A 22119-nucleotide genomic window follows, 5' to 3' on the forward strand; every position below is an offset into this window, starting at 1 on the left:
TCGAGGACTTGGCCCGCTGGTACTGACGTCCCAAGTACGTGAAGGCCCCCTTCACTGCGTCTAGCGCAGTGAAGGGGGCCTTCATGTACTTGGGAGGGTGTGAAGGTCGAGTTCAGCAGAAGACCAAGACTGGCCGTCCAACACTCACGAGGCGGAGGTACGGGAAAGGCCCCTTCCCGAGCGGCGAAGGGGCCTTTCCCGTGGTTCAGGGCGTCAGGTGGCCTTGATCCCCGCGGCGGCGAAGTCGGCCTGCTGGGCAGGCTGCTGCAGGTACTGACGGAAGGTCTGAGCGGCACGCATCTGGACCTCGTCGATGCCCTTCCCGGCGAGCCCGACGAGCGGGTAGTCGGCCGAACGCGCCGTCGCGACCGACTGGGCGGGCGAGCCGACCAGCGCGGGTTTGGCGGTGTTCAGCTCGGTCACCCAGTAGGTGGACTCGGGGATCCAGGCGGCGGGGAGACCGCCGATGGAGTCCAGGTTGGTCCGGCCGACGAGGCCGTCGAGCACGGAAGCGGACGACAGCGCGTCGACCTGGATGACCACGCAGTGGTCGCGGACCACCGTCGCGGCGTTGTTCCACCGCTCGGCCGCCGCTCGCACGGGCTTTTCGATGCTGGGGGTGACGATGATCCGCATCGGGGTGTCGCCGGCGCTGCACGCCTTGGCCTGGGCTTCGGCGCGGGTGTTGAGCTCGCCGTCGGCCCAGTTCCAGCCGAACACGCCGATCGCGACCAGGACCAAGAGGACCAGGCAGGCGATCGGCCACTTGGCGATCCGGCGCCGCGGGGCCTTCTTCCCGACGATCCGGTGTGAACCGGTCGCCTCACCGCGGCCCTGAGGCCGCTTCGGCGGGTCGAGGGGATGCGGCACCGGCTCCTCGACCGCGCTGTGTCGCCCCATCGTTGTCCTTTCGAAACGTGCGCGCTCGCGCTGCGTATGCAATCAAACCGTTATCACTCTAACAGGGGAGGATGTTACGGGGAATGCGACGACTCACAGTTGTTTTCCGCGTGTCGCGGGCACCTTCTTTAACCCGGCGAGGAGCCGTTGGCAATGCGCTATCAGGTGCTCACGCAGCGGCGCCGCCCGGCGGGCGAACGCGGCCTGCGCGCGTGCGTACTCGACGCGGCCTTCCGGGCTCTCGATCCGCACGGGGGAGTACCCGAACTCCGCCAGATCGTACGGGCTGGCCCGCATGTCCAGTTCCCGGATGTCGGCCGCCAGCTCGAAACAGTCCCCGACCAGCTCGGCGGGGACGAAGGGATCGAGCTTGTACGCCCATTTGAAGAGATCCATGTTGGCGTGCAGGCAGCCCGGCTGCTCGAACTCGGTCTGGTTCTCCCGGGCCGGCCGCAGCGTGTTGCGCGGCCGGGCGGGGTCGGTGAAGAACCGGAACGCGTCGTAGTGCCCGCACCGGATCTCCAGCGACTCGACCACGCCGTCGGTTCCGGCGGAACCGAGCCGGAGCGGAAGTTGTGAGTGACGAACCTCATCCGACGATTCCCGGTAAACCATTGCCCATTCATGCAATCCGAAACAACTGAGTCTCGGCGAGCGGGACGCGGTCGCGGAAAGCAGTCCGAGGACGAATTCGGCGGTCTTGGCCCGGCCCTCGGTGAAGCCCGCCGGATCGAGCATGACGCCCTCCGGGGTCTCCAGGTAACCCTTCCGCTCCAGGAACCGGCGCGCGGACGCGCCTTCGAGCACGACACCCGGGCCCGGTTGCCAGCGTTCGAGATGCCCGGGCCGGTGCGAATAGTAGGTGAAGAGGAAGTCGAGCACCGGATGCTTCTCGCCCCGCGAGCGGCGGCGCTGGTGGGGTGTCGTCCAGCGCCGCATCCGCGTCACGTGCTCGTCTTCCCGAGCCCGCCAGACGGGCTCGGGAAGGACGATCGGACCGGTCATGACATGACGTGGGTACCGTCGCGGACAGTTCCCACGTATTCCTCGACGAGGTCCTCCAGCGCGACGACGCCGACCGCCGCCCCCGCGGGGCTCAGCGCCCGCGCCAGGTGGCTGCCTTCCTTGCGCATGGCCGACAGCGCCTCGTCGAGCCGGGCGTCGGCGTGCAGTTCGGTGAGCGCGCGCGTCTTGTCCGGCGGCACGACCGTGGTCGGGTCCTCGCCCACGAGGTCGAGGATGTCCTTGACGTGGATGTAGCCCGTCAGCGTCCCGTCGTCGGTGCAGACCGGGAAGCGGGAGAACCCGGTCGAGGACACCGCGCGCTCGACGTCGCCCAGCGTGGGCGAGCAGGGCAGCGTGGTCAGCTGAGCCGTCGGGACCAGCACGTCGGCCACCGTCTTCTCCACCGAGGACAGTGTCTTGCTCAGCCGCTGGTGCTCGGAGTGCTCCAGCAGCCCCTCGCGCCGCGACTCACTGAGCAGTTCCGCGAGCTCGTCGGAGGTGTAGGCGGTTTCGAGTTCGTCCTTCGGCTCGACCTTGAACACCCGCAGCAGCGAGTTCGCCACGAAGTTCAGCAGCCAGATGAAGGGGTTGGCGAGCTTCACCCAGGCCACGTGCACCGGGACCAGCCACAGCGCCAGCCGTTCCGGCTCGGCGATCGCGAGGTTCTTCGGCACCATCTCGCCGATGAGGACGTGCAGGATGGTGATGAACGCCAGCGCGATCGCGAACGAGATCGGGTGCAGCAGGACCTCGGGGATCCCGAACAGCTCGAAGAACCCGGCCAGCCGGTGCGCGACGGCGGGCTCGCCGAGCCGTCCGAGCAGCAGCGAGCAGATGGTGATGCCGAGCTGCGCGCCCGCCAGCATCAGCGAGACGTTCCTGCTCGCGTTGATGACGATCCGGGCCCGGGTCTTTCCCTGCTCCAGCAAGGCTTCCAGCCGGTCGCGCCGGGACGAGATGAGCGCGAATTCGGCACCGACGAAGAACGCGTTGGCCAGCAACAGGACCACGACGAGGAAGATGTTGAACCAGTCGCTCATCGGGCGGGCTCCTGCTCGGCGGAGGTGGCGGTCTCGCTGATCCGCCGGACTTCGACCTCGGCGATGCGCAGCCGGTCCATCCTGGTCACCGTGAGGCGCCAGGCGTCGAGATCGGTGGCGTCGCCGGGGGAGGGGATCCGGCCGAGGCGTTCGAGGATCAGCCCGGCGATCGTCTCGTAGTCGCCGTCGGGCATCCGGAACCCGGTCTCGTCGGTGACCTCGTCGGCGCGGAGCTGCCCGGACACGAGCCAGTTGTCGGCGCCGACCTGCTGGGAGGACGGCGCTTCACGCTCGTCGTGCTCGTCGCGGACGTCGCCGATGATCTCTTCGACCACGTCTTCCAGGGTCACGAGGCCCGCGGTGCCGCCGTACTCGTCGACGACGATCGCGAGCTGGAACCGGGAGTCGCGCAGCCGGTTGAGCAGCGAATCGCCCGGCAGCGATTCGGGCACCGTCGGGATCGGCCGCATGACCGAACCGATCCGTACCGTGGCGCGCTGCGCCGCCGGGACGGTGAACGCCTGCTTGATGTGCACCGCGCCCTGCACGTCGTCGAGATCCTCGGTGTAGACCGGGAATCGCGAGAAGCCGGTACGGCGCGAGATCTCGATGAGTTCGGAGATGGTGTCGTCCACGGTCAGCGATTCGAGCTGGACGCGGGGCGTCATCAGCTCCTCGGCCGTCCGCTCGCCGAAGCGCAGCGACTTGTCCAGCAGCTCGGCCGTCGACGTGTCGAGCGTGCCGCTCTCGGCGCTGGACCGCACGATGGAGCCCAGCTCCTGTGGTGACCGGGCCGACCGCAGTTCCTCCTGCGGCTCGACGCCGAACTTGCGGACGAGGAAGTTGGCGCTGTTGTTCATCAAGGTGATGAGCCAGCGGAACAGTGACGAGAACCGCGAGTGGTACCCCGCGACGGCGCGCGCGGTCTGCAGCGGCCGGGCGATCGCGAGGTTCTTCGGCATCATCTCGCCGAGGATCATCGACAGCGAGGTGGCCAGGATCAGCGCGACCGCGAGCGACACGCCGTTCGCGACGCCTTCGGAGAACCCGACGGCGGTGAACAGCGGGTGGAGCAGGTCACCGATCACCGGTTCCGCGAGGTAACCGGTGATCAGGGTGGTGATGGTGATCGCCACCTGCGCGCCGGAGAGCTGGAACGACAGCGTGCGGTGCGCCTTCTGCACGGTGTGCGCGCGTTTGTCGCCGACCTGGCGGACGTTCGCGTCGACCGTGCTGCGCTCGAGCGCGGTCAGGGAGAACTCGGCGGCGACGGCGAGGCCGGTGCCGACGGTCAGCAGGAGGAACAGGAGAATGCCGAGAACGGCGAGCAGGACTTCCATCATTTCCTGCCGGCGGGGTCGGCGGGAAGAGCTTCGGAACAGCCGGGTGTGCCACCCGGCTCGATACTGTCACCAGGTGACTGCGCGTCGCGCACGAAAAGAGTCACTCCTCGATCGGAAACCAACAGATACCGCCGCTGTACTGCGACGATGAGACAATCTTAACGCGTTCCGCCCGCCGCGTGGGCCCGGTGCCGCCGCACGCTCTCCTCGACCAGGTCGAGAACGGGTCCGAGATCGTCACCCGGCTGGCCCATCGCGAGGTGTGAGACGAGACCTTCGAGCACGAGTTCGAGGTACGCGGTCAGGACGTCGACGTCGACGTCGTCACGCAGGATCCCGGCGTCGCGCTGGCGCAGCAGACGGCGGCGGGTCGCGGCGGTCAGCTGGTGGGAGCGCTCGGCCCAGCGGGCGCGGAACTCGGGGTCGGTGCGCAGCCGCCGGGAGACCTCCAGGCGCGTGCCCAGCCAGTCGGCGGGGTGCTCGCTGCGGTTCGTCAGCAGTTCGCGCATCACCTGGACGAGACCCTGCTCGGCGACGATGTCGGCCATGCGCACCGCGTCGTCCTCGGCCAGGGCCAGGAAGAGGGACTCCTTGTCGCGGAAATGGTGGAAGATCGCACCGCGGGAAAGGCCGGTGGCTTCCTCCAGCCGCCGGACGGTGGCACCCTCGTAGCCATAGCGTGCGAAGCACACGCGGGAGCCGTCGAGGATCTGGCGCCGGCGTGCGTCGAGGTGATCCTGGCTGACCCGTGGCATCCTGGAATCCTGTCACCGAGGACCCGCTCAATGCAATCCGTACGTACGTACTGTGACCGGTTCGCGGGATGATCGGCCGATACGGGAACCGGACGGCTTCGCGACACGTCGGACTACTCGGCCGGATCGGCTGACACGCCGTCCGCCGCTTGGCTACGCTTTGTCCGTCACGGTGCGTGAATGCTGAGGGGAAGGTGCGGGCGTGAACATCATCGACGACGCCGCGAGCGCGATCAAGGCCGTCTGGGGTGACCTGACCACGCCGAAGGAACCGACCGTTTACGGCGGTGGCGGCGGTGGTGGCGGCGGGTTCGAGATGAGCCCCGAGGAGCTGAAGACCGTCATCGGGCTGTGGGAAGACGAGCTGAAGAAGGTCATCGACGACGGCAAGAAGATCGAGTCGATCATGCAGGACCTGATGCCGCCGGGGCAGGACGAAGCCAGCTCCAGCTATGTGAACTCCGGCGTCGACTCGTTGTTGTCCCTGCAGAAGCAGAACGACTCGATGAAGGCGTACATCGAGGGTTATATCGAGAAGCTTGAGGTCGCCCGCACGAAGACGATGGCGACCGACCAGGCCAACACCCTGCGCGCGACCTGAGGATGCCGAACGTGGTGAGGAATCGTGTCGCCGCGGCGGCGCTCGTGCTCGTTTCCGTCGCGGTCGCGGGCTGCTCGGGAGAGAACCCCGGGACACCGTCGCCCAGCAGTGGGACGGCTTCGTCGCCGGAGTCGTCAGCCGCACCGCAGGACCCAAACGTCCCGAAGGTGGCGAATCCGCTGGATGCCTCAGCGTTCGTCGGCGACGTCTGCAAGCTGATTCCGGCCGCCGCGGCAGCGGAATTGGGGTTCACCGAGCCAGGTGAATCGAACACCGAGACCGGCAACCCCGATTGCAGCTGGAACATTCGAGGCAAGGCGGACGGCCTGCATCTCATCCTCGGTAGCGGTAACCGCGAAAAGGGCATGGGCGGCCTGGCCGGCCTGCACAAGGCGAAGGAATCCGGGCAGCTGCGGTTCCTGGAGCCAGGCCCCGACGTCGATGGCTATCCGACCGTCTATTTCGGCTTGCAGGACCGGCGGGCGAGCGGTAACTGCGACCTCGCGGTCGGCGTCGCCGACGACCTGTCCGTCAGCGTGCATGCCGGGGGCTACGACAACGAACAGCAATCCTGCGGCAACGCGCAGAAGGCCGTATCGGCCGTGATCAAGACACTCAAGGGGGCATGAGGGTGGACGGCAAACAGATCTTCGAGAACTTCACCCAGGGCGACACCCGCAACCTGCGTTCGGCGGCCGATCGCATCGCGGAACTGTCGGACGCGTACGTCGAGCGTGGCATGGGCATCAAGTCCCTGCAGTCGCGGATGGCGTCCTCCTGGACCGGGTCCGCCGCGGACGCGGCGAACGCCGGCGCGGGCCCGCTCGAGCAGGCCTTCAAGGAGACCGCGGACCCGCTGTTCACCACGAAGGCGTCGGTCACCACGCAGGCCGACAGCTTCGACGACTCGGGGTCGTCGGTCGTGCCCGTGCCGCCTAAGCCGGACAAGCCGAACCCCTGGACCACGGGCCTGAAGGGCGCGATCCCGATCGCCGGGCCGTTCATGGTCAACAACGACATCAAGAACTACCAAGAAGGCGTCGCGAAGCACGAGGCGGCGAACCAGAACAACGTCCGCGTGATGGACCAGTACGACTCGGTCACCAGCAGCACCAGCTCCAGCCTGCCGACCGATTACGGCGTGCTGAAGAACGACGGCGCGAACGTCAGCGTCAAGACGCCCGGCGGTACACCCCCGATCGTGATTCCGCCGTACCCGCCGGTGAAGCCCGGCAGGAACGGCACCGGTGACGACGACGGCACCGACACCAGCGGCACGGACGACAACGGCACCAACCCGAACCAGAACAAGCCGGGCGGAGACCAGAACCAGAACAGGCCTGGCACCAACGAAGACCGTCCGGTGCCTCCGAGGGACAGGCCCGACGGCAACATCACGACGCCGACGCGGAAACCGCCGGGTACCGGCGACGACGACACCACGCGCCCGACCGGCGGCGGCAAGGGCAAGCCGGGTCCGACGACCGACATCCCGGGCCGGATCCCCGGACGGGGACCCGGTGACTCGGACAACGTCATCGGTCTCCCGAACGGGCCGGGGCAGAACTACAACCCCAGCGGCAACACCGGGCAGAACCCGCCCGGCGGTACCAGCGGACGCAACGTTCCCGGACCCAACAGCGCGGCCGGCAGGCTTCTGGGCGGCGAGGGCGGAACCGGCGGCCGCGCGGGCGGTCCCGGTGGTCCCGGTTCCGGAGGTCTGGGCGCGGGCAGGGGTTCCGGCATGGGCGGGCTCGGCGGCCTTGGCGGCGGAGACCTGGCCGGTGGCCGTGGTGGCGCCGGCCGTGGTGGCGCGGGCGCGATGGGTCCGATGGGCGCGGGCGGCAGGCGTGCCGACGGTGACGACGACGACGAGCACCAGCGTCCCGACTACCTGATCGAGGCCGACCCCGACGCGATCTTCGGCACCGACCAGCGGACCAGCCCGCCGGTCATCGGCGAGTAGCGGATGACCGTCAGAACGGGCCGGGTGGACGTCCCGGTCGAAGCCTTGGCGGCGCTCGCCGAACGCGAACGCGTCGGGGAACTGCACATCACGCTCCGTCCCGAACCGCGCTGGCTGTCCAGGACGGCCCGCGCGGAGGCGGACAAACGAGTGGAAGCCGCGCTGGCGCAAGCCGGGCTGCTGGACTCGAGCGGCCGCGCGTCGGTCGACTTCCTGGACTGGCTTCCGGTGCTCACGAAACCGGCCATCGAGTACTACGGCTGGGTGAACGCCGGAGGCCAGACCTACGGCGTCCTCACCGCCTCGCTGGGCTTGCAGGCGGTGCTGGCCGTGGCCTCGGGTGACTGGGTCGGGCTGCAGGAGATCGATCGCCGCCGGCTGCCGGAAACCCTGATCGAACAGCTGCCGCCCGTTCCGGCGGGTGGCGGCAGGCTTCGCACGGTCCGCGCGTACGAGCTCGAAGAGGCGGCCCGGCGCGGCCCGGACACGCATTCGCTGCCGCCGGTGATCGCGGACATCGTCAGCCTCGTGCAGCGCCCGGTCGAGGGGAGCGGTGAGCTCTACGTCGGGAAGCGGGACGAAATCGGCAGGCACGTGGCCGTCGAGGATCCGCTGCACTTCGCCGACACGGACTGGGGCCGGTACCTCAGCTACACGACCGGGCACGGCAACGACGCGGTGGTCCACATCGGACCCGCGGGCCCGGCGGAGCTGGCCGACGCGCTCCGGCACGTCTCCGGGACCCTGCCGGGTTAGCCGCTTGCCAAGGTCCGTGAAGGCCTCCTTGAGGGACTCTGGGTCCCTCAAGGAGGCCTTCACGGATCACGTTTGGATTCCGCGCGCCCAGAGTTCACGTACCTAAAACATGGGCAGCCCTCCCGGCTATTGTGACAGCGCTGTTGTATTTTCGGCGGGGTCTGGGAGGACGAGAACGTGACACGGCTGTATCCGGAAATCGAACCGTACGACCACGGGATGCTCGACGTCGGCGACGGGCACCTCGTCTACTGGGAGGTCTGCGGGAACCCCGGCGGCAAGCCCGCCGTCACGCTGCACGGTGGCCCGGGGACCGGGTGCAGTACGGGCCTGCGCCGGTACTTCGACCCGGCCAAGTACCGCGTCGTGCTCTTCGACCAGCGCGGCTGCGGCCGGAGCACACCGCACGCCGGCGAGCCCGAGGCCGACCTCTCCGCCAACACCACCGACCACCTGCTCGCCGACATGGAGCTGCTCCGCGAGCATCTGGGCGTCGAGAAGTGGCTGCTCTTCGGCGGATCATGGGGTTCGGTGCTCGCGCTGGTCTACGCCCAGCGGTATCCGGACCGGGTCTCGGAGATGGTCCTGATGGGCTTGGCCACCGGACGCCGGAGCGAGACGGATCTGCTCACGCGCGGCCTCGGCGGTGTCTTCCCCGAGGCATGGGCGAAGTTCCGCGACGGTGTTCCCGAAGAGGATCGCGACGGTGATCTGGCGGCGGCCTATCTGAAGCTGCTGATGGATCCGGATCCGACGGTGCACGAGAAGGCCGCGGCGGACTGGTGCGCCTGGGAGGACGCGGTCATCCCGACCTCCCCGCCCTACAAGAGCTTCGAGACGCCGGAGTTCCGGCTCGCCTTCGCCAGGCTGGTGACGCACTACTGGAGCCACGGCTCCTTCTTGGCCGACGGCGTGGTCCTGCGGGAGGCCGGGAAGCTGGCCCACATCCCGGCCGTGCTCGCCGAAGGAAGCCTCGACCTGGGCAACCTCATCGGCACCCCGTGGGAACTGGCGCACGCGTGGCCCGGCAGCGAGCTGGTGATCATCGACGAGGTCGGCCACAGCACCCAGGACGAGCCGATGCGCGAAGTCCTCATCGGCGCGACGGACCGCTTCGCCTCCTGAGCGACAGATCGCGCGTGAAGGCCCCCTTCCCTCGGCTCAGCCGAGGGAAGGGGGCCTTCACGCGCGATCTCAGGGGATGACCAGGGCGGGGGCGGTTTCGGGAGCGGTGGCGTCCGAACGGGTGGTTTCGGCGAGCCGCAGGCCGGTGGTGCGCGGGGAGATCCGGTCGAGGTTCCACGAACTCAGCAGCAGCGCCACCTTCGCCCTCATCTCGGTCCGGAGGCGCTGGAACGAGTCGGCCGGATCGGCACCGACCTCGCCGAGCAGGAGCCACCAGGCCCAGGCGGCCGCGCCCGCGTTCGCGACGAAGTCCGGGATCACCGGGATGCCACGAGCGGCCAGCCCCGCTTCGGCGTCGGGAGTGGTCGCCGCGTTGGCGGCTTCGATGACGACCTTCGCCTTGACCGCGCCCTGGTTCCCGGCGCGCAGCGCGTAGGAGATCGCCGCCGGGACGAGGATGTCGGCGTCCGTCGCCACGATCTCGTCGCGGGGAAGCAGCCGGACGTCGGCGGGTAGGCGGCTACGGTCGATTTCGCCGTAGGCGTCCCGCAGCTCCAGCAGCGCCGGGATGTCGAGTCCTTCGGGCCGGTACAGCGTCCCGGCCGCGTCGGCGACAGCGACCACCTTCATCCCGGCTTCGTGCAGGTACCAGGCCGCGCCGCCGCCCATGGTGCCGATGCCCTGGACGGCGACCGTGGTGTTCCCGGCGGCCCATTCCCAGGCGTCCGCGACACCGAGGCAGGCCTGCGCGACGCCGTAGCCGCCGATCACGTCACCGAGCAGGAGACCGCCGGGGACAGGTGTGCTCAATCCGGCCTGCACGCGGCGAAGGGTGTGCGCCGGGTCGGCCGAACGGCGGATCGCCGCGTGGTACGACTGCTCGAGCCCGAGCTTCGCGAACACCTCGTCGATCAGGTGCTGGGGCACACCGAGGTCTTCGGCGGTCACCCAGTGGTCGTCGATCCACGGCCGCAGGAACGAGCAGAACCGTTCCAGCACACCGAAAGCGCGCTCGTCCTTCGGATCGAAGTCGATACCGCCCTTGGCCCCGCCGACCGGCAGGCCGAAGGTCGCGGTCTTGTTCGCCATCCCCCTGGCCAGGTCCTCGACCTCCGACATCGTGCAGCCCGCGCGCATCCGGGTCCCGCCGGTCGCGATACCGGAGACCAGGCTGTGCACTACGAGGTAGCCGGTGGCACCGGTGACAGGGTCGGTCCAGATGAGCCTCATCAGCGGTTCGGCGTTCCTCGCGGCCATGCGGCCACCTCCTTCGGGATTCGGGGTCGTCCTGCGCCACTTCCGAGGGTGCGCCCTGCCGGCCACGGGCGTCCATTTACCGAATCTGAACGATGTCGTGCAGAGAAACTGGTGTAACGCGCCAACCGGCGTCGGTGACCGCGCCCGATTACGTTGGGGTCATGGAGCTTTCGTTGCACCGCCTGAGGATGCTCCGCGAGCTGAGCCGGCGTGGCACCGTCACGGCGGCCGCCGCTTCGCTGCATTACACCGCTTCGGCGGTGTCGCAGCAGCTGGCACAGCTGGAGCGGGACGTGGGCGCGAAGCTGTTCGAACGCTTCGGCAGACGGGTGCAGCTGACCGAACTGGGGCTGTTGCTCACCGAACACGCCGAGGAGATCCTGGGGTCCGTCGAGCGGGCGACACTGGCCTTGGAGGAGGCGCAGGAGACCGTCTCGGTACGGCTCATGGCCGGTGTGTGGGCGTCGGTCGCTTCGGGGCTGCTTCCGCGCGCGCTGGCCGCGCTGGCGGGTGAGCATCCGGGGATCGAGGTCCGGACTCGCGAGCTCGCTCCCGAGGACACCGCCGACGCCGTCCGGGACGGCGAACTGGATCTGTCGTTCGTGATCGACTACTCCGACGCGCCGATGCCGTGGGACGCCGGGCTGGAGCGCGCGGTGATCGCGGTCGAACGGCTGCACGCCGCGGTGCCCGCCGGCGCTGTCCCCTCGGGGAGCGCGTCGCTGCTCGAACTGGCCGAGCACCCGTGGATCCTCGCCAGCCCGAAGAGCCACTTCGGCCGCGCGGTGCGCACGGCGTGTCACCGTCACGGGTTCGAGCCGAAGATCAACCATGAGGTCGAAGAGCAATCGACGGCGATGGCGATGGTCCGGGCGGGGCTCGGGGTGACCCTCGTTTCGGATCTCGGGCTCGGCCTCCGGCCGCCGGGGATCGACGTCGTCGCGTTGACCACACCGTTGCTCCGGACGGTTTCGATCGCCTACCGGACGACCTCGTCGCGGCGACCGGCGTTGCAGCTGGTGATCGAAGCGGTCCGGGCCGCGGCCGCCGCGCTGGGGCTGGGCACGGAGCCCGCTTTGCCCTGAATCGACCGGTCCTAAGAGGTGGTCGGGGGATCCTGCCCCGCAAGAACCGGCCTGAATTTGTCGGACCCCGCGTGTAGCGTCCGAAGTCAAGGTATCTCAGTTATCGGACAACCGACTGGACGGCGGAAAGATGACTACTGTTCATGATTTCCCCGAGAAGTCCGGGAGCGCGTCGAACGCGACGGCGAAGGTCCTTTCGGACCGCGCCGAGGGTGAGGCGTATGTGGCTTCCGTGTGCTTCAAGCACGGGCCACCGAGACTCGTCGGCGTGGAGCTGGAATTCACCGTGCACTACGCCGACGATCCCGCCCGGCCTCTCGATCCCGACGATCTCGCCACCGCGCTCGGCCCGCACACCCCGCGGACCTTGTGCCCCGACAGCCCCGCCCTCCCGCTTCCGGCAGGTTCACCGCTGAGCCTCGAGCCCGGATGTCAAGTGGAGATCTCCGCTCAACCACAGACCACGCTGCGTCGCCTGGACGCCGTCGTCTCGGCCGATCTGGCCCACCTCGAAGAACTTCTCGCCACGCGAGGCCTGTACCTGGGTGATTCCGGGATAGACCGGCATCGCGCCCCGTCGCGGAAACTCGGTACGCCACGCTACGCGGCGATGGAACGCCGCTTCGCCCCGATGGGTGCCGGGGGCGCGACCATGATGTGCAGTACCGCGGGCCTCCAGGTCTGCGTGGACACCGGCGAGGCGGACGACCTGGCCGACCGCTGGGCCGCCGTCCACGCGCTCGGCCCGCCGTTGCTGGCCACTTTCGCCAACTCCCGGGTCCACGCCGGACGCGACACCGGTCACGCGTCCGCGCGCTGGCTGGCCGTGATGGAGACGGAAAGGGCCCGCACCCGGTCGGCGGAACCGACCCGGGATCCGGCGGGTGAGTGGGCGCGCCGGATCCTGGACACCCCGTTGATGGTGCTCCCCGGTGGCGACGGCCGCTGGGACGCGCCCGATTCGCTGACCTTCGCCGACTGGATCGACGGACGGGGCGACGGTGCCGGGCTCGGCAGGCCGACCGAGGAAGATCTGGCCTACCATCTGACGACGTTCTTCACTCCGGTCCGTCCACAGGGGTACCTGGAGATCCGGTACCTCGACGCCCAGCCCGCCGCCAGGTGGCTGCACCCGGTGGCCCTGCTGGCCGCACTGCTCGCGCGTCCGTCCACAGTGGACAAGGTGCTCGAACTGTGCGAACCGGTCGCGGGCGGCTGGGAGCGCGCGGCCCGGCACGGTCTGGCCGACCCGGCGATCGCCACCGTCGCGAGCAAGGTGGTGGACCTCGGCTGTGCCGAACTCGGCACCACCGATCTGCCACCGGACACCATCACGGAGATCAGCGAGGGCGTGCAGTCCCTCCTGCGCGGTTCGAGGAGCCACCAGTCATGAGCGTGGAAAGCACCGAGACCAACCCGCTTCGCGCGCTGAGCCCGCAAGACCTGCGGGCGCACGCGGCCGAGGCGCTCACCAGGGCCCGCGAGCGCAGTGTCGCGCTGACGGACGTGGCCGACGAGGAGCTGGTCCGCCAGCATTCGAAACTGATGTCGCCGCTGGTCTGGGACCTCGCGCACATCGGCAGCCAGGAAGAGCTCTGGCTGGTGCGCGACGTGGGCGGCCGCGAGGCGCTCCGGCCCGACATCGACGACATCTACGACGCGTTCCAGCACGCCCGCGCGGATCGTCCCGCCCTGCCACTGCTGGGCCCGGAGGAGGCGCGCAAGTACGTCCGCGAGGTCAGGGAGAAATCCTTCGACATCTTGGAAACCGTTCCGCTGCAAGGCAGGCGGCTCACCGAGGACGCCTTCGCCTTCGGCATGATCACCCAGCACGAGCAGCAGCACGACGAGACGATGCTGGCCACCCACCAGCTCCGCAAGGGCGATCCGGTGCTGCACGCGCCCGCGCCTCCGCCGTCGCGGTCCGGGCCGCTGCCCGCGGAGGTGTTCGTACCCGGCGGGGTCTTCACCATGGGCACCTCCGCCGAGCCGTGGGCGCTGGACAACGAGCGTCCGGCGCACGAGGTCGCGGTGGAGGCGTTCTTCATCGACACCACACCGGTCACCTGTGGGGCGTATGCCGAGTTCCTCGACTCCGGGGGCTACGAAGACCCGAAGTGGTGGAGCGAACGTGGCTGGGCATACCGGAGCGAGCACGGCATCCAGGCGCCGCGGTTCTGGAAACGGGAGCAGGACGGCTGGTGGCGGACGCGATTCGGCGTCTACGAGAAGGTGCCCGCCGCGGAACCCGTCGTCCACGTCTCCTTCCACGAGGCCGAGGCGTACGCCGCCTGGGCCGGTCGTCGCCTGCCGACCGAACCGGAATGGGAGAAGGCCGCCCGGTTCGATCCGGCGACCGGCCGGTCGCGCCGGTTCCCCTGGGGCGACGACGAACCCACTCCCGACCACGCGAACCTCGGGCAGCGGCATCTGCGGCCCGCGGAGGTCGGCGCGTACCCGGCCGGAGTTTCGCCGCTGGGCGTGCACCAGCTGATCGGCGACGTCTGGGAGTGGACCAGCAGCGGCTTCGAGGCGTATCCGGGGTTCGCCGCGTTCCCGTACAAGGAGTATTCGGAGGTGTTCTTCGGCGGGGACTACCGGATCCTGCGCGGTGGCTCCTTCGGCACGGACGCGGCGGCCATCCGCGGCACGTTCCGCAACTGGGATCACCCGATCAGGCGGCAGATCTTCTCCGGGTTCCGCTGCGCCCGGGACGCTCGGCCGAGCGAGGTGGCCTGAGGGGCATGTGCCGTCACCTCGCGTATCTCGGTGAGCCGCGTTCGCCCGCCGAGATGCTCTTTCACGCCCCTCATTCGCTGCTCGTGCAGTCCTACGCCCCGCGCGACATGCGGGGCGGCGGTTCGGTCAACGCGGACGGCTACGGCCTCGGCTGGTACGCCGAAAGCGCCGAGCCGCTGCGGCTGCGCGGGTCCGCTCCCTTGTGGACGGACGGGGATCTGCCGGCGCTGGCCGGATCCGTCCGGTCGCACGCCTTCCTGGCGGCGGTCCGGAACGGGACGACGGGGATGCCCGTGGTCGAGGCGGCGAACGCGCCGTTCACCGGCGGCGGCTACCTCTTCAGCCACAACGGGCTGGTGCGGGGCTGGCCGGACTCGATGGCCGAGCTCGCCGCGAAACTGCCGATCACCCGGCTGCTGACGCTGGAGGCGACCACGGATTCGGTCCTGCTGTGGGCGTTGCTGCGTGAACGGCTGGAGGCGGGCGAAGACCCGCTCGCGGCCGTCACCTGGCTGACCGGAGCGGTCGAGGAGGCCGGGCCGGGTTCGCGGCTCAATCTCCTGCTGACCGACGGCCGGACGCTCATCGGTACCGCGTGGACGCATTCCCTGTCCTACCGGGACACCGGAGGCGGTGTGCTCGTCGCGTCGGAACCGTGCGACGACGATCCCGGCTGGACCCCCGTTCCCGACCGCCACGCCGTCCGGGTCACCGGCGCGCGCGTGGAAATCCTTCCCCTCGAAGCCGATCGGAGCCCTGAGGCACGATGACCGAAGTCGACCTCGACGTACACCACAGCGAATCGGATATCACCGAGCAGCTGCGCGCGGACGTCCGCGCCGGCCTGGAGGCGGACCAGAAGTGGTTGTCGCCCAAATGGTTCTACGACGCGCGCGGCAGCGAGCTGTTCGAGAAGATCACCGCCCTTCCCGAGTACTACCCGACCAGGAGCGAGCGGGAGGTGCTCGCGGCACGCGGCGGTGAGATCGCCGGAAGCTCGGGTGCGCACACCCTCGTCGAACTCGGTTCCGGATCGAGTGAGAAGACGAGGCTCCTGCTCGACGCGCTCACGAGCCACGGCACGTTGAAGGAGTTCGTCCCGCTCGACGTCTCCGAAACCGCGCTCGCCGAAGCCGCGGAAGCCATCACGGCCGATTACCCGTCCCTCGAAGTCCGTGGCGTGGTCGGTGACTTCACCCGGCATCTCGACCTGTTGCCGGGCGACCGCCCGCGGCTGGTGGTCTTCCTCGGCGGCACGATCGGCAATTTCCTCCCCGCCGACCGCGCCACCTTCCTGCGCTCGGTCCGCGAAGTGCTCGACGAGGGGGAGTGGTTCCTGCTCGGGACAGACCTGGTGAAGGACCGGCGAACCCTGGAACGCGCCTACGACGACGTGGCCGGGGTCACCGCCGATTTCAACCGCAACATGCTGCGCGTGATCAACAACGGTCTCGGCGCGAACTTCGACCCGGCCGCCTTCGACCACGTCTCGTATTGGGACGAGGAGAACGAATGGATCGAAATGCGCCTGCGCGCCCGTGAACCGCAGACCGTCGACATCCCGGGCGCCGACCTGCAGGTCAAGTTCGCCGAGGGCGAATACGTGCGCACCGAGATCTCCGCGAAGTTCCGCCGGGAGGGAATCGCCGCGGAACTGGCCGCCGCCGGTTTCTCGGTGGAGAAATGGTGGACGGACTCGGAATCGCGGTTCGGGGTGAGCCTGGCAAGATCTGTCCGTGACTAACCCTCTCACGTCGCTCGCCCGCGCCCTCGGCACGAAACCGTGGCTGATGGGGCTCGCGGGCGGGATCATCTGGGTGGACAAGAGACTCCACCGGTGGTTCAAGGGGAAGGTGAGCCTGGTCGCGCTGGCCGGGCTCCCTTCCCTGCGCCTCACCACGACCGGCCGCAAGAGCGGGCTGCCCCGCAGTACCAATCTTCTGTACTTCCCGCACGGTGAAGACTTCGTGCTCGTCGGCTCCAATTGGGGGAGGCCGAACGATCCCGCGTGGACACACAACCTGCGCTCCCATCCCGACGCGGTCGTCGCGCTGGCCGGCAAGGAGATCCCGGTCAGAGCCAGGGAACTGCGCGGAAACGAGTACGAAGCGATGTGGAAACTGCTGCTGGAGTTCTGGCCCGGTTACTCCATGGAGGAGCAAGCCGCTCGCCGTGTGTTACCGATTTTCGAGTTGAAGACAACCACTCGATAGGTTCGTACCATCCTTTCGGCCGGTGACTGGGTTACCGGCTTGTGCGAGGCTCGCTTGGTGTTACGCGCCGTGACGTCGACGGCGCGCCGAGCGACGTGGTCCGTCACGTCGCCAGCCGAGGGAGGAGTCGTTTTGCCGAGATCCACAAGGAGGCCGGTGCGCGGTTTCGCACTGGTAGGGGCACTCGTGGCCGGTGCCGCGCTGACCGGGGCCTCCGGGACGGCGGTCGCCGCGCCGGAGGCCGGGACGCCCGCCGCCCAGGTCGGCGCGACGGCGCCGGTGAACTGGGGCACCTGCACGGCGGACCAGATTCGTGGTGTTCCTGCCGACCAGGCCAAGTTCTACAGCTGCGCGCGGTATCGCGTGCCGATCGACCACGACAACGCGGCGCTCGGCACCATCGACATCGCGATGCTGAAGCGGGCGGCGAAGACACCCGACAAGAAGGTCGGTTCGCTGTTCCTCAACCCGGGCGGTCCCGGCGGTTCCGGGTTCCGGATGCCGATCGGCGCGGCGAACTTCTTCCAGCCGCAGGTGCTGGACCGGTTCGACCTGATCGGCTTCGACCCGCGTGGCGTCGGTGCCAGCAACCCGCTCAAGTGCTTCACCACGCAGGAAGACGCGGACGACGTCTTCTCCGCGCAGATCCCCGTGCCGCTGACCCGGCAGGAGATCTCCGGGACGCTGGCCTCGTACCGCGACTACGGCCAGTTCTGCAAGAACAACGCGGGCGCGCTGCTGAACCACATGTCCACCAGGGATGTGGTGCGGGACCTCGACAAGATGCGGGCGGCCGTCGGCGACCAGAAGCTGACCTTCGTCGGCTTCTCCTACGGGACCCTGATCGGGTCGACGTACACGTCGATGTTCCCGAAGCAGAGCCGGGCGATCGTCATCGACGGCAACGTCGATCCGGCCCTGCGCACCAACGACGGTGTGCAGTACGACCGGGAGCGCGCTCGCGGTTTCGAGATCGCGCTGGACGGCTTCCTGCGCAAGTGCGCGCAGGTCGGGCCGAAGTGCTCCTTCAGCGCCGGTACGCCGCGGGAGAAGTTCGACGAGATCCGCGGTCATCTCCGCCAGCAGCCGATCAAGCTGCCGGACGGGAGCAGCTACGACATCAACGCGTTCACCAGCACGGTGGCCGGGGTGCTGTACTCGCCGACGTCGTTCCCGCCGCTGGCCGACGACCTGCAGGCGCTGTACAACATCGTCCACCCGCCCGCCGCCCAGGCACAGACGGCGCAGGCCGTCGAGCTGAAGGTGCTGCGGTCGGGGGCGAACGGGCGCGCGGACGCGAACCCGGACAGCCCCTACACCGGTGACGACTCCTACTTCGCCGTGAACTGCTCGGACAAGAAGATCACGATCAAGCAGGAGAAGGTTCCGGAGATCGCCGCGAAGTGGGAGAAGGAATCGCCCACTTTCGGTCGCTACCAGGCGTTCGCGGACATCGCGGGCTGCCCGGTGTGGCCGGTGAAGAAGCCGGACGCCTATCGCGGCCCGTGGCAGGCCAAGACCGACACCCCGGTGCTGGTCGTGGGGAACTACTACGACCCGGCGACCCAGTACCTGTTCTCGAAGCGGATGGCCGACCAGCTGGGCAACGCCCGCCTGCTGTCGGTCGACGCCTTCGGGCACTGCATCCTGGGCGACTCGCTCGGGGTGGACAAGGTGACGGCCGACTACCTGATCGACCTGAAGGTGCCGGCCAACGGCCAGGTCTTCCAGCCGAACGTCCAGCCGTTCGAAACCGCCTGATCCAGGGCTGATCACCACGAAGGCCACCGTCTCGGCGGTGGCCTTCGCGGCGCCCGGGGACCGGTCCCGAACTCCCGGCCCTAGGGTTCCGGACGGGGAGGGCCGGATCGGCCTCTGGACGACCTGTTCGTCCAGAAGATCCGGGTGGGTAACCAGGGCACCGGCTTCGGCGTGGTCGCGGCCGCCGGTGCGCCTGGCCCACCCATCGCCGCTGCCAGGGTGGGGCATGCTGGACGGATGGATCCCGTCCGTATCGCCCGCGAAGTGGTCGAGACTCGTTTCCCCGCCGCGAGGGCCGCGATCCTTGGCGGAAGCGCGAACACCGGAAGACGCACCGCGAGTTCGGATCTCGACCTCGTCGTGTTCCTCGACGGGCCGCCCGCGCCGTACCGCGAAACGACCGAACTGGACGGTGTGCCGGTCGAACTGTTCTGCCATACCGCGGAGTCGTACGAGGGCTTCGCCGCTCGGGAGACAGCGGACCGTCGCTCGCCTTTGCTGCACATGTGCGGTGAAGGTGTCGTCCTCCTGGACCGTGACGGCTTCGGACTGCGGACGCGGGCGGACGCACGGGCGCGTCTGCGCGCCGGGCCTCCACCGTTGTCCGCGACAGACCTGGAGGACCATCGCTACCTGCTCACCGATCTCCTGGACGATCTCGACGGGGCCGACGATCCCGATGAGCTGGTCTTCATCGCCGATCGGCTGGTGATCGCGGTCGCCGAACTGGTCCTCTTGGCAGGTGGCCGGTGGCGATCCCACGGCAAGTGGCTCCTGCGGCGGCTCAGGGAGGCCGATCCGGCGACCTGCCGGGAACTCCTGCTCGGCTACCGGCAGGTCGTGTGCGCGGGTGATCCGGCCCCGATGCGGCGGGTAGCCGCCGCTGTTCTCGATGGTGTGGGAGGCCGTCTTCTGGTGGGCTACCGGCGAGACGCTCCAGCCTGGTTCAGACGTTGACGCTCGCGTAGGCGTCGAGACCGCGCCTCGATGAGCAACTGGTACGAGTGATGGTCGTCGGCTTCGGCTACTCGGTTTCGCGGGAGAGCCGTGATTGCAGCACGACGAGCGCCCCGAGGACGAGCACGCTCACACCGATCACCCGCAGCGCCGTGCTCGAGCCGGTGACGAACGCGGAAATCACTTCGGGAGAGCGACCGGGGACGGCCGCCAGCGCCTGAGCCACGGTGTGCGGGTCGTGGCCCTCACGGATGTCGGACGGGAGCGCGGCGACGAACCGTCCGGTGAGGACGGTGCCGATGACCGCGACTCCGAGCGCGCTGCCGAATTCGCGCGTGGTGGCTTGCAGCCCGGCGCCGACACCGGCCTGCGCCGGCGGCAGCGAGCCCGAGATCGCGGCGGACAGCGTCGGGAGGGCGAGAGTGACACCGATCCCGGTCACCACCAGCCAGGCCGCGTAGACCGGATACGGCGTCGAGGCGTCGCTTGTGGACAGTCCGACCAGGCCGCCGCCGCAGCACGCGAACGCGATGGCGATGACGACGTCGACTCCGAGGCGCTGGACGAGCTTGCCCACCCGCCGCGCGCCCAGGATCACCGGGACGGTCAGCGGGATGATCCCGAGCCCGGTCAGCAGTACCCCGAAACCCTTGCCGTACTGGAGAAAGGACGCGTTGACGTAGAACAGCGCGAACATCCCGAAGAAGATCGCGGTCATCCCGAGACAGGCACTGCGCAGCGCGGGCAAGCCGAACAACCGGGGATCGAGCAGCGGATGCACGGCCTTCAGTTCCACGAGCGTCCACAGGACGAAAAGCACGACCGCGCCGGCGAATCCGGACAGGACGATCGGGCTGCCCCAACCCGCTTCAGGGCCTTCGACGATGCCGAGCAGCAACGCGACCGACGCGCCGACCAGCAGAACGGCACCGAGCGGACTGAGCGGCCGGTCGTGTCTCGGGGACACCGGCGCGATCCTGGCGACGAGCACGAGGAGCATCAGCGAGACCGGGACGGCGGCCGCGAACAGCCAGCGCCACGATCCGCCCGCCAGTACCGCGCCGCCGCCGACGTTGCCCACGACACCGCCGATCCCGGTCATCGACGCCCAGGTCGCGATGGTGACGCCCTTGCGTTCGGCGGGGACGGCGTGCAGCAGGACGGCGAGCGTGTTGGGCAGCACCGCGGCGGCGCCGATCCCCGTGATCGCCCGGCCCGCCAGCAGGAAGGGCACGCTCGGCGCGAGCGCCGAGAGCAGCGCGCCGAGCGCGAACAGCGCCAGACCGGCGAGCAGGACGCCCTTGCGGCCGAAGCGGTCACCCGCCGCTCCGCCGGGGATCACGAGGCAGGCGAAGAAAACGACGTAGGTGTCGACGATCCAGATCAGCGCCGACGCGGACGGGTGGAGGTCACTCGCGGCCAGCATCGGGACGGCGAGGTTGATCGCGGCGACCATCCCGACCATGAGCACGACACAGGCGCACATGACGGCAAGCAGGCCGCGCCGGTCCGTCGCGGCTTCGGGGATGTCGCGGGCTTGAAGTCGGAGTGGCATGTCCACGACGCTAGGGGCCAGCCGACTATTCGCACGACGCAACTTCAGCAACTCATAGTTGCGTATGATGCAATCATGGCCGACCAGCTGGACCTCAATCTCTTGCGGGTGTTCGACGCCTTGCTGCGGGAGGGCAGTGTGACGGCGGCCGCCGACCGGCTGCACCTGTCGATCCCGGCGGCCAGCCGGGCGCTCGGCCGGTTGCGGCGGGCCATGGGCGACCCGATCCTGGTGCGCGCCGGCCGCGGGATGGTGCCCACGCCGTTCGCGCTCCGGACGGCTCCACGGGTTCGATCCCTGCTCGACGAGGCGTCGGCGCTGATCAGCGCCGATCGCGAGCTGGCGATCGGGGACCTCGAACGCACTTTCACCATCCGCATCAACGACGGTGTCGCGGCGACCTTGGTGACGGCCGCCGCCGAGGCGACCGCCGCGGTCGCGCCGGGTGTCGTCCTGCGTTTCGTGGCCGAAGGCAGCGAAAGCGCCGAAGCATTACGTGACGGCTCAGTGGATCTGGACATCGGCGCCGGCGAAGCCGCCGCGCCTGACATCCGTTCGACGCTGCTGTACCACGAACGAGTGGTCGCGATCGTGCGGGCGGGCGGGCCGCTCGGTGGCGTGCGTCGTCCGACGCTGGCGCAGCTTTGCCGCTATCCCCACGTTTCCGCGTCACGGCGGGGCCGGGTCAGGGGCCCGCTCGACGACGTGCTCGAAGCGGCCGGTCTTCAGCGCCGGGTCGCGGCGGTCGTCCCCACCTCCGCCGTCGCCGCGTTCCTGGTCTCGTCGAGCGACTACGTCGGGCTCGCGCCTCAGCGGCTCGCCGAGCAGTACGGCCGATCGCTCGGCATCCGCTGGTTCCCGATCCCGGCGGATCTCCCGCCGATCGAGGTCTGCCAGCTCTGGCACGCGCGGCTCGACGCCGACCCGGCCCAGCGCTGGCTACGTGACACGATCCACGCCGCGCTCGGACCGTCCGGTGGTAAAGTGCCGAAGGTTGATCAACACCGATCGAGTACGAAAGCGAGGTGAGCGGCACATGCCGGAAGACAGTTCTGGACCGA

General features: G+C 69.1%; 21 protein-coding genes. 14 read left to right on the forward strand and 7 right to left on the reverse strand.

Annotation, left to right across the window (positions count from 1 at the left end; genetic code table 11):
- Positions 1-213: 213 nt before the first annotated feature.
- From ACOCEP_RS30390 to ACOCEP_RS30410, 5 genes are all read right to left on the reverse strand, one after another.
- Positions 214-900 (reverse strand): hypothetical protein, encoded by a 687-nt coding sequence (locus tag ACOCEP_RS30390; RefSeq protein ID WP_482332533.1) that lies wholly within the window; start codon positions 898-900, stop codon positions 214-216.
- 93 nt (positions 901-993) lie between these two features.
- Positions 994-1905, reverse strand: coding sequence for a 3-methyladenine DNA glycosylase (locus ACOCEP_RS30395; RefSeq protein ID WP_482332535.1), 912 nt, complete (start codon positions 1903-1905; stop codon positions 994-996).
- Entirely contained in the window at positions 1902-2945 is a 1044-nt protein-coding gene (locus ACOCEP_RS30400) for a hemolysin family protein (protein ID WP_465422151.1), read from the reverse strand. The genes ACOCEP_RS30395 and ACOCEP_RS30400 overlap by 4 nt, the downstream gene beginning before the upstream one ends.
- A complete protein-coding gene (locus ACOCEP_RS30405; RefSeq protein ID WP_482332536.1) occupies positions 2942-4288 on the reverse strand; it encodes a hemolysin family protein in 1347 nt (448 codons plus the stop codon). The genes ACOCEP_RS30400 and ACOCEP_RS30405 overlap by 4 nt, the downstream gene beginning before the upstream one ends.
- A gap of 158 nt (positions 4289-4446) precedes the next feature.
- Complete coding sequence (locus ACOCEP_RS30410; protein ID WP_125678272.1) at positions 4447-5043, reverse strand: TetR/AcrR family transcriptional regulator; 597 nt, start codon at positions 5041-5043, stop codon at positions 4447-4449.
- A gap of 202 nt (positions 5044-5245) precedes the next feature.
- On the opposite strand from ACOCEP_RS30410, the gene ACOCEP_RS30415 reads away from it, so the two are divergent.
- The 5 genes from ACOCEP_RS30415 to pip all read left to right on the forward strand — a co-directional run bounded on the left by ACOCEP_RS30415 (position 5246) and on the right by pip (position 9491).
- Positions 5246-5644 (forward strand): hypothetical protein, encoded by a 399-nt coding sequence (locus tag ACOCEP_RS30415; protein ID WP_482332537.1) that lies wholly within the window; start codon positions 5246-5248, stop codon positions 5642-5644.
- Positions 5645-5646: 2 nt separating this feature from the next.
- Positions 5647-6273, forward strand: a complete 627-nt coding sequence (locus tag ACOCEP_RS30420) for a DUF3558 domain-containing protein (RefSeq protein ID WP_482332538.1) — start codon at positions 5647-5649, stop codon at positions 6271-6273.
- Positions 6270-7610 (forward strand): hypothetical protein, encoded by a 1341-nt coding sequence (locus ACOCEP_RS30425; RefSeq protein WP_482332539.1) that lies wholly within the window; start codon positions 6270-6272, stop codon positions 7608-7610. Before ACOCEP_RS30420 ends, ACOCEP_RS30425 begins: the two co-directional genes overlap by 4 nt.
- Before the next feature lie 24 nt (positions 7611-7634).
- Positions 7635-8366 carry an ESX secretion-associated protein EspG gene (locus ACOCEP_RS30430; RefSeq protein ID WP_482339848.1) on the forward strand — a complete coding sequence of 244 codons (732 nt, stop codon included), beginning with the start codon at positions 7635-7637 and terminating at the stop codon, positions 8364-8366.
- Between the two features lie 177 nt (positions 8367-8543).
- Positions 8544-9491, forward strand: a complete 948-nt coding sequence (gene pip / locus ACOCEP_RS30435) for a prolyl aminopeptidase (RefSeq protein ID WP_482332540.1) — start codon at positions 8544-8546, stop codon at positions 9489-9491.
- Positions 9492-9560: 69 nt separating this feature from the next.
- On the opposite strand, the gene ACOCEP_RS30440 is transcribed toward pip, so the two are convergent.
- On the reverse strand, positions 9561-10748 hold the full coding sequence (locus ACOCEP_RS30440) for a Glu/Leu/Phe/Val dehydrogenase dimerization domain-containing protein (RefSeq protein ID WP_482332541.1): 1188 nt from the start codon (positions 10746-10748) through the stop codon (positions 9561-9563).
- 161 nt (positions 10749-10909) lie between these two features.
- Between ACOCEP_RS30440 and ACOCEP_RS30445 the strand changes: the two genes are divergently transcribed.
- The 8 genes from ACOCEP_RS30445 to ACOCEP_RS30480 all read left to right on the forward strand — a co-directional run bounded on the left by ACOCEP_RS30445 (position 10910) and on the right by ACOCEP_RS30480 (position 19503).
- Positions 10910-11833 (forward strand): LysR family transcriptional regulator, encoded by a 924-nt coding sequence (locus tag ACOCEP_RS30445; RefSeq protein WP_482332542.1) that lies wholly within the window; start codon positions 10910-10912, stop codon positions 11831-11833.
- Between the two features lie 130 nt (positions 11834-11963).
- Complete coding sequence (locus ACOCEP_RS30450) at positions 11964-13226, forward strand: glutamate-cysteine ligase family protein (RefSeq protein WP_482332543.1); 1263 nt, start codon at positions 11964-11966, stop codon at positions 13224-13226.
- Positions 13223-14572, forward strand: coding sequence for an ergothioneine biosynthesis protein EgtB (gene egtB, locus ACOCEP_RS30455; protein ID WP_482332544.1), 1350 nt, complete (start codon positions 13223-13225; stop codon positions 14570-14572). The genes ACOCEP_RS30450 and egtB overlap by 4 nt, the downstream gene beginning before the upstream one ends.
- A 5-nt stretch (positions 14573-14577) precedes the next feature.
- Positions 14578-15342 carry an ergothioneine biosynthesis protein EgtC gene (gene egtC / locus ACOCEP_RS30460; protein WP_482332545.1) on the forward strand — a complete coding sequence of 255 codons (765 nt, stop codon included), beginning with the start codon at positions 14578-14580 and terminating at the stop codon, positions 15340-15342.
- Positions 15339-16316 carry an L-histidine N(alpha)-methyltransferase gene (gene egtD, locus ACOCEP_RS30465; RefSeq protein ID WP_482332547.1) on the forward strand — a complete coding sequence of 326 codons (978 nt, stop codon included), beginning with the start codon at positions 15339-15341 and terminating at the stop codon, positions 16314-16316. The genes egtC and egtD overlap by 4 nt, the downstream gene beginning before the upstream one ends.
- A gap of 46 nt (positions 16317-16362) precedes the next feature.
- Entirely contained in the window at positions 16363-16785 is a 423-nt protein-coding gene (locus ACOCEP_RS30470; RefSeq protein ID WP_482339849.1) for a nitroreductase family deazaflavin-dependent oxidoreductase, read from the forward strand.
- A gap of 156 nt (positions 16786-16941) precedes the next feature.
- The gene (locus tag ACOCEP_RS30475) at positions 16942-18546 is read left to right on the forward strand and encodes an alpha/beta hydrolase (protein WP_482332548.1); all 1605 of its coding nucleotides are present in this window, start codon (positions 16942-16944) and stop codon (positions 18544-18546) included.
- 237 nt (positions 18547-18783) lie between these two features.
- Positions 18784-19503, forward strand: a complete 720-nt coding sequence (locus ACOCEP_RS30480; protein WP_482332549.1) for a nucleotidyltransferase domain-containing protein — start codon at positions 18784-18786, stop codon at positions 19501-19503.
- Between the two features lie 67 nt (positions 19504-19570).
- Here ACOCEP_RS30480 and ACOCEP_RS30485 read toward each other — a convergent pair whose 3' ends face one another.
- A complete protein-coding gene (locus tag ACOCEP_RS30485) occupies positions 19571-20989 on the reverse strand; it encodes an MFS transporter (RefSeq protein WP_482339850.1) in 1419 nt (472 codons plus the stop codon).
- 144 nt (positions 20990-21133) lie between these two features.
- Here ACOCEP_RS30485 and ACOCEP_RS30490 point away from each other — a divergent pair, with 144 nt between their 5' ends.
- Positions 21134-22087 carry a LysR family transcriptional regulator gene (locus ACOCEP_RS30490; RefSeq protein WP_482332550.1) on the forward strand — a complete coding sequence of 318 codons (954 nt, stop codon included), beginning with the start codon at positions 21134-21136 and terminating at the stop codon, positions 22085-22087.
- Positions 22088-22119: the final 32 nt, after the last annotated feature.

The organism is Amycolatopsis sp. CA-211722 (genome assembly GCF_056828465.1).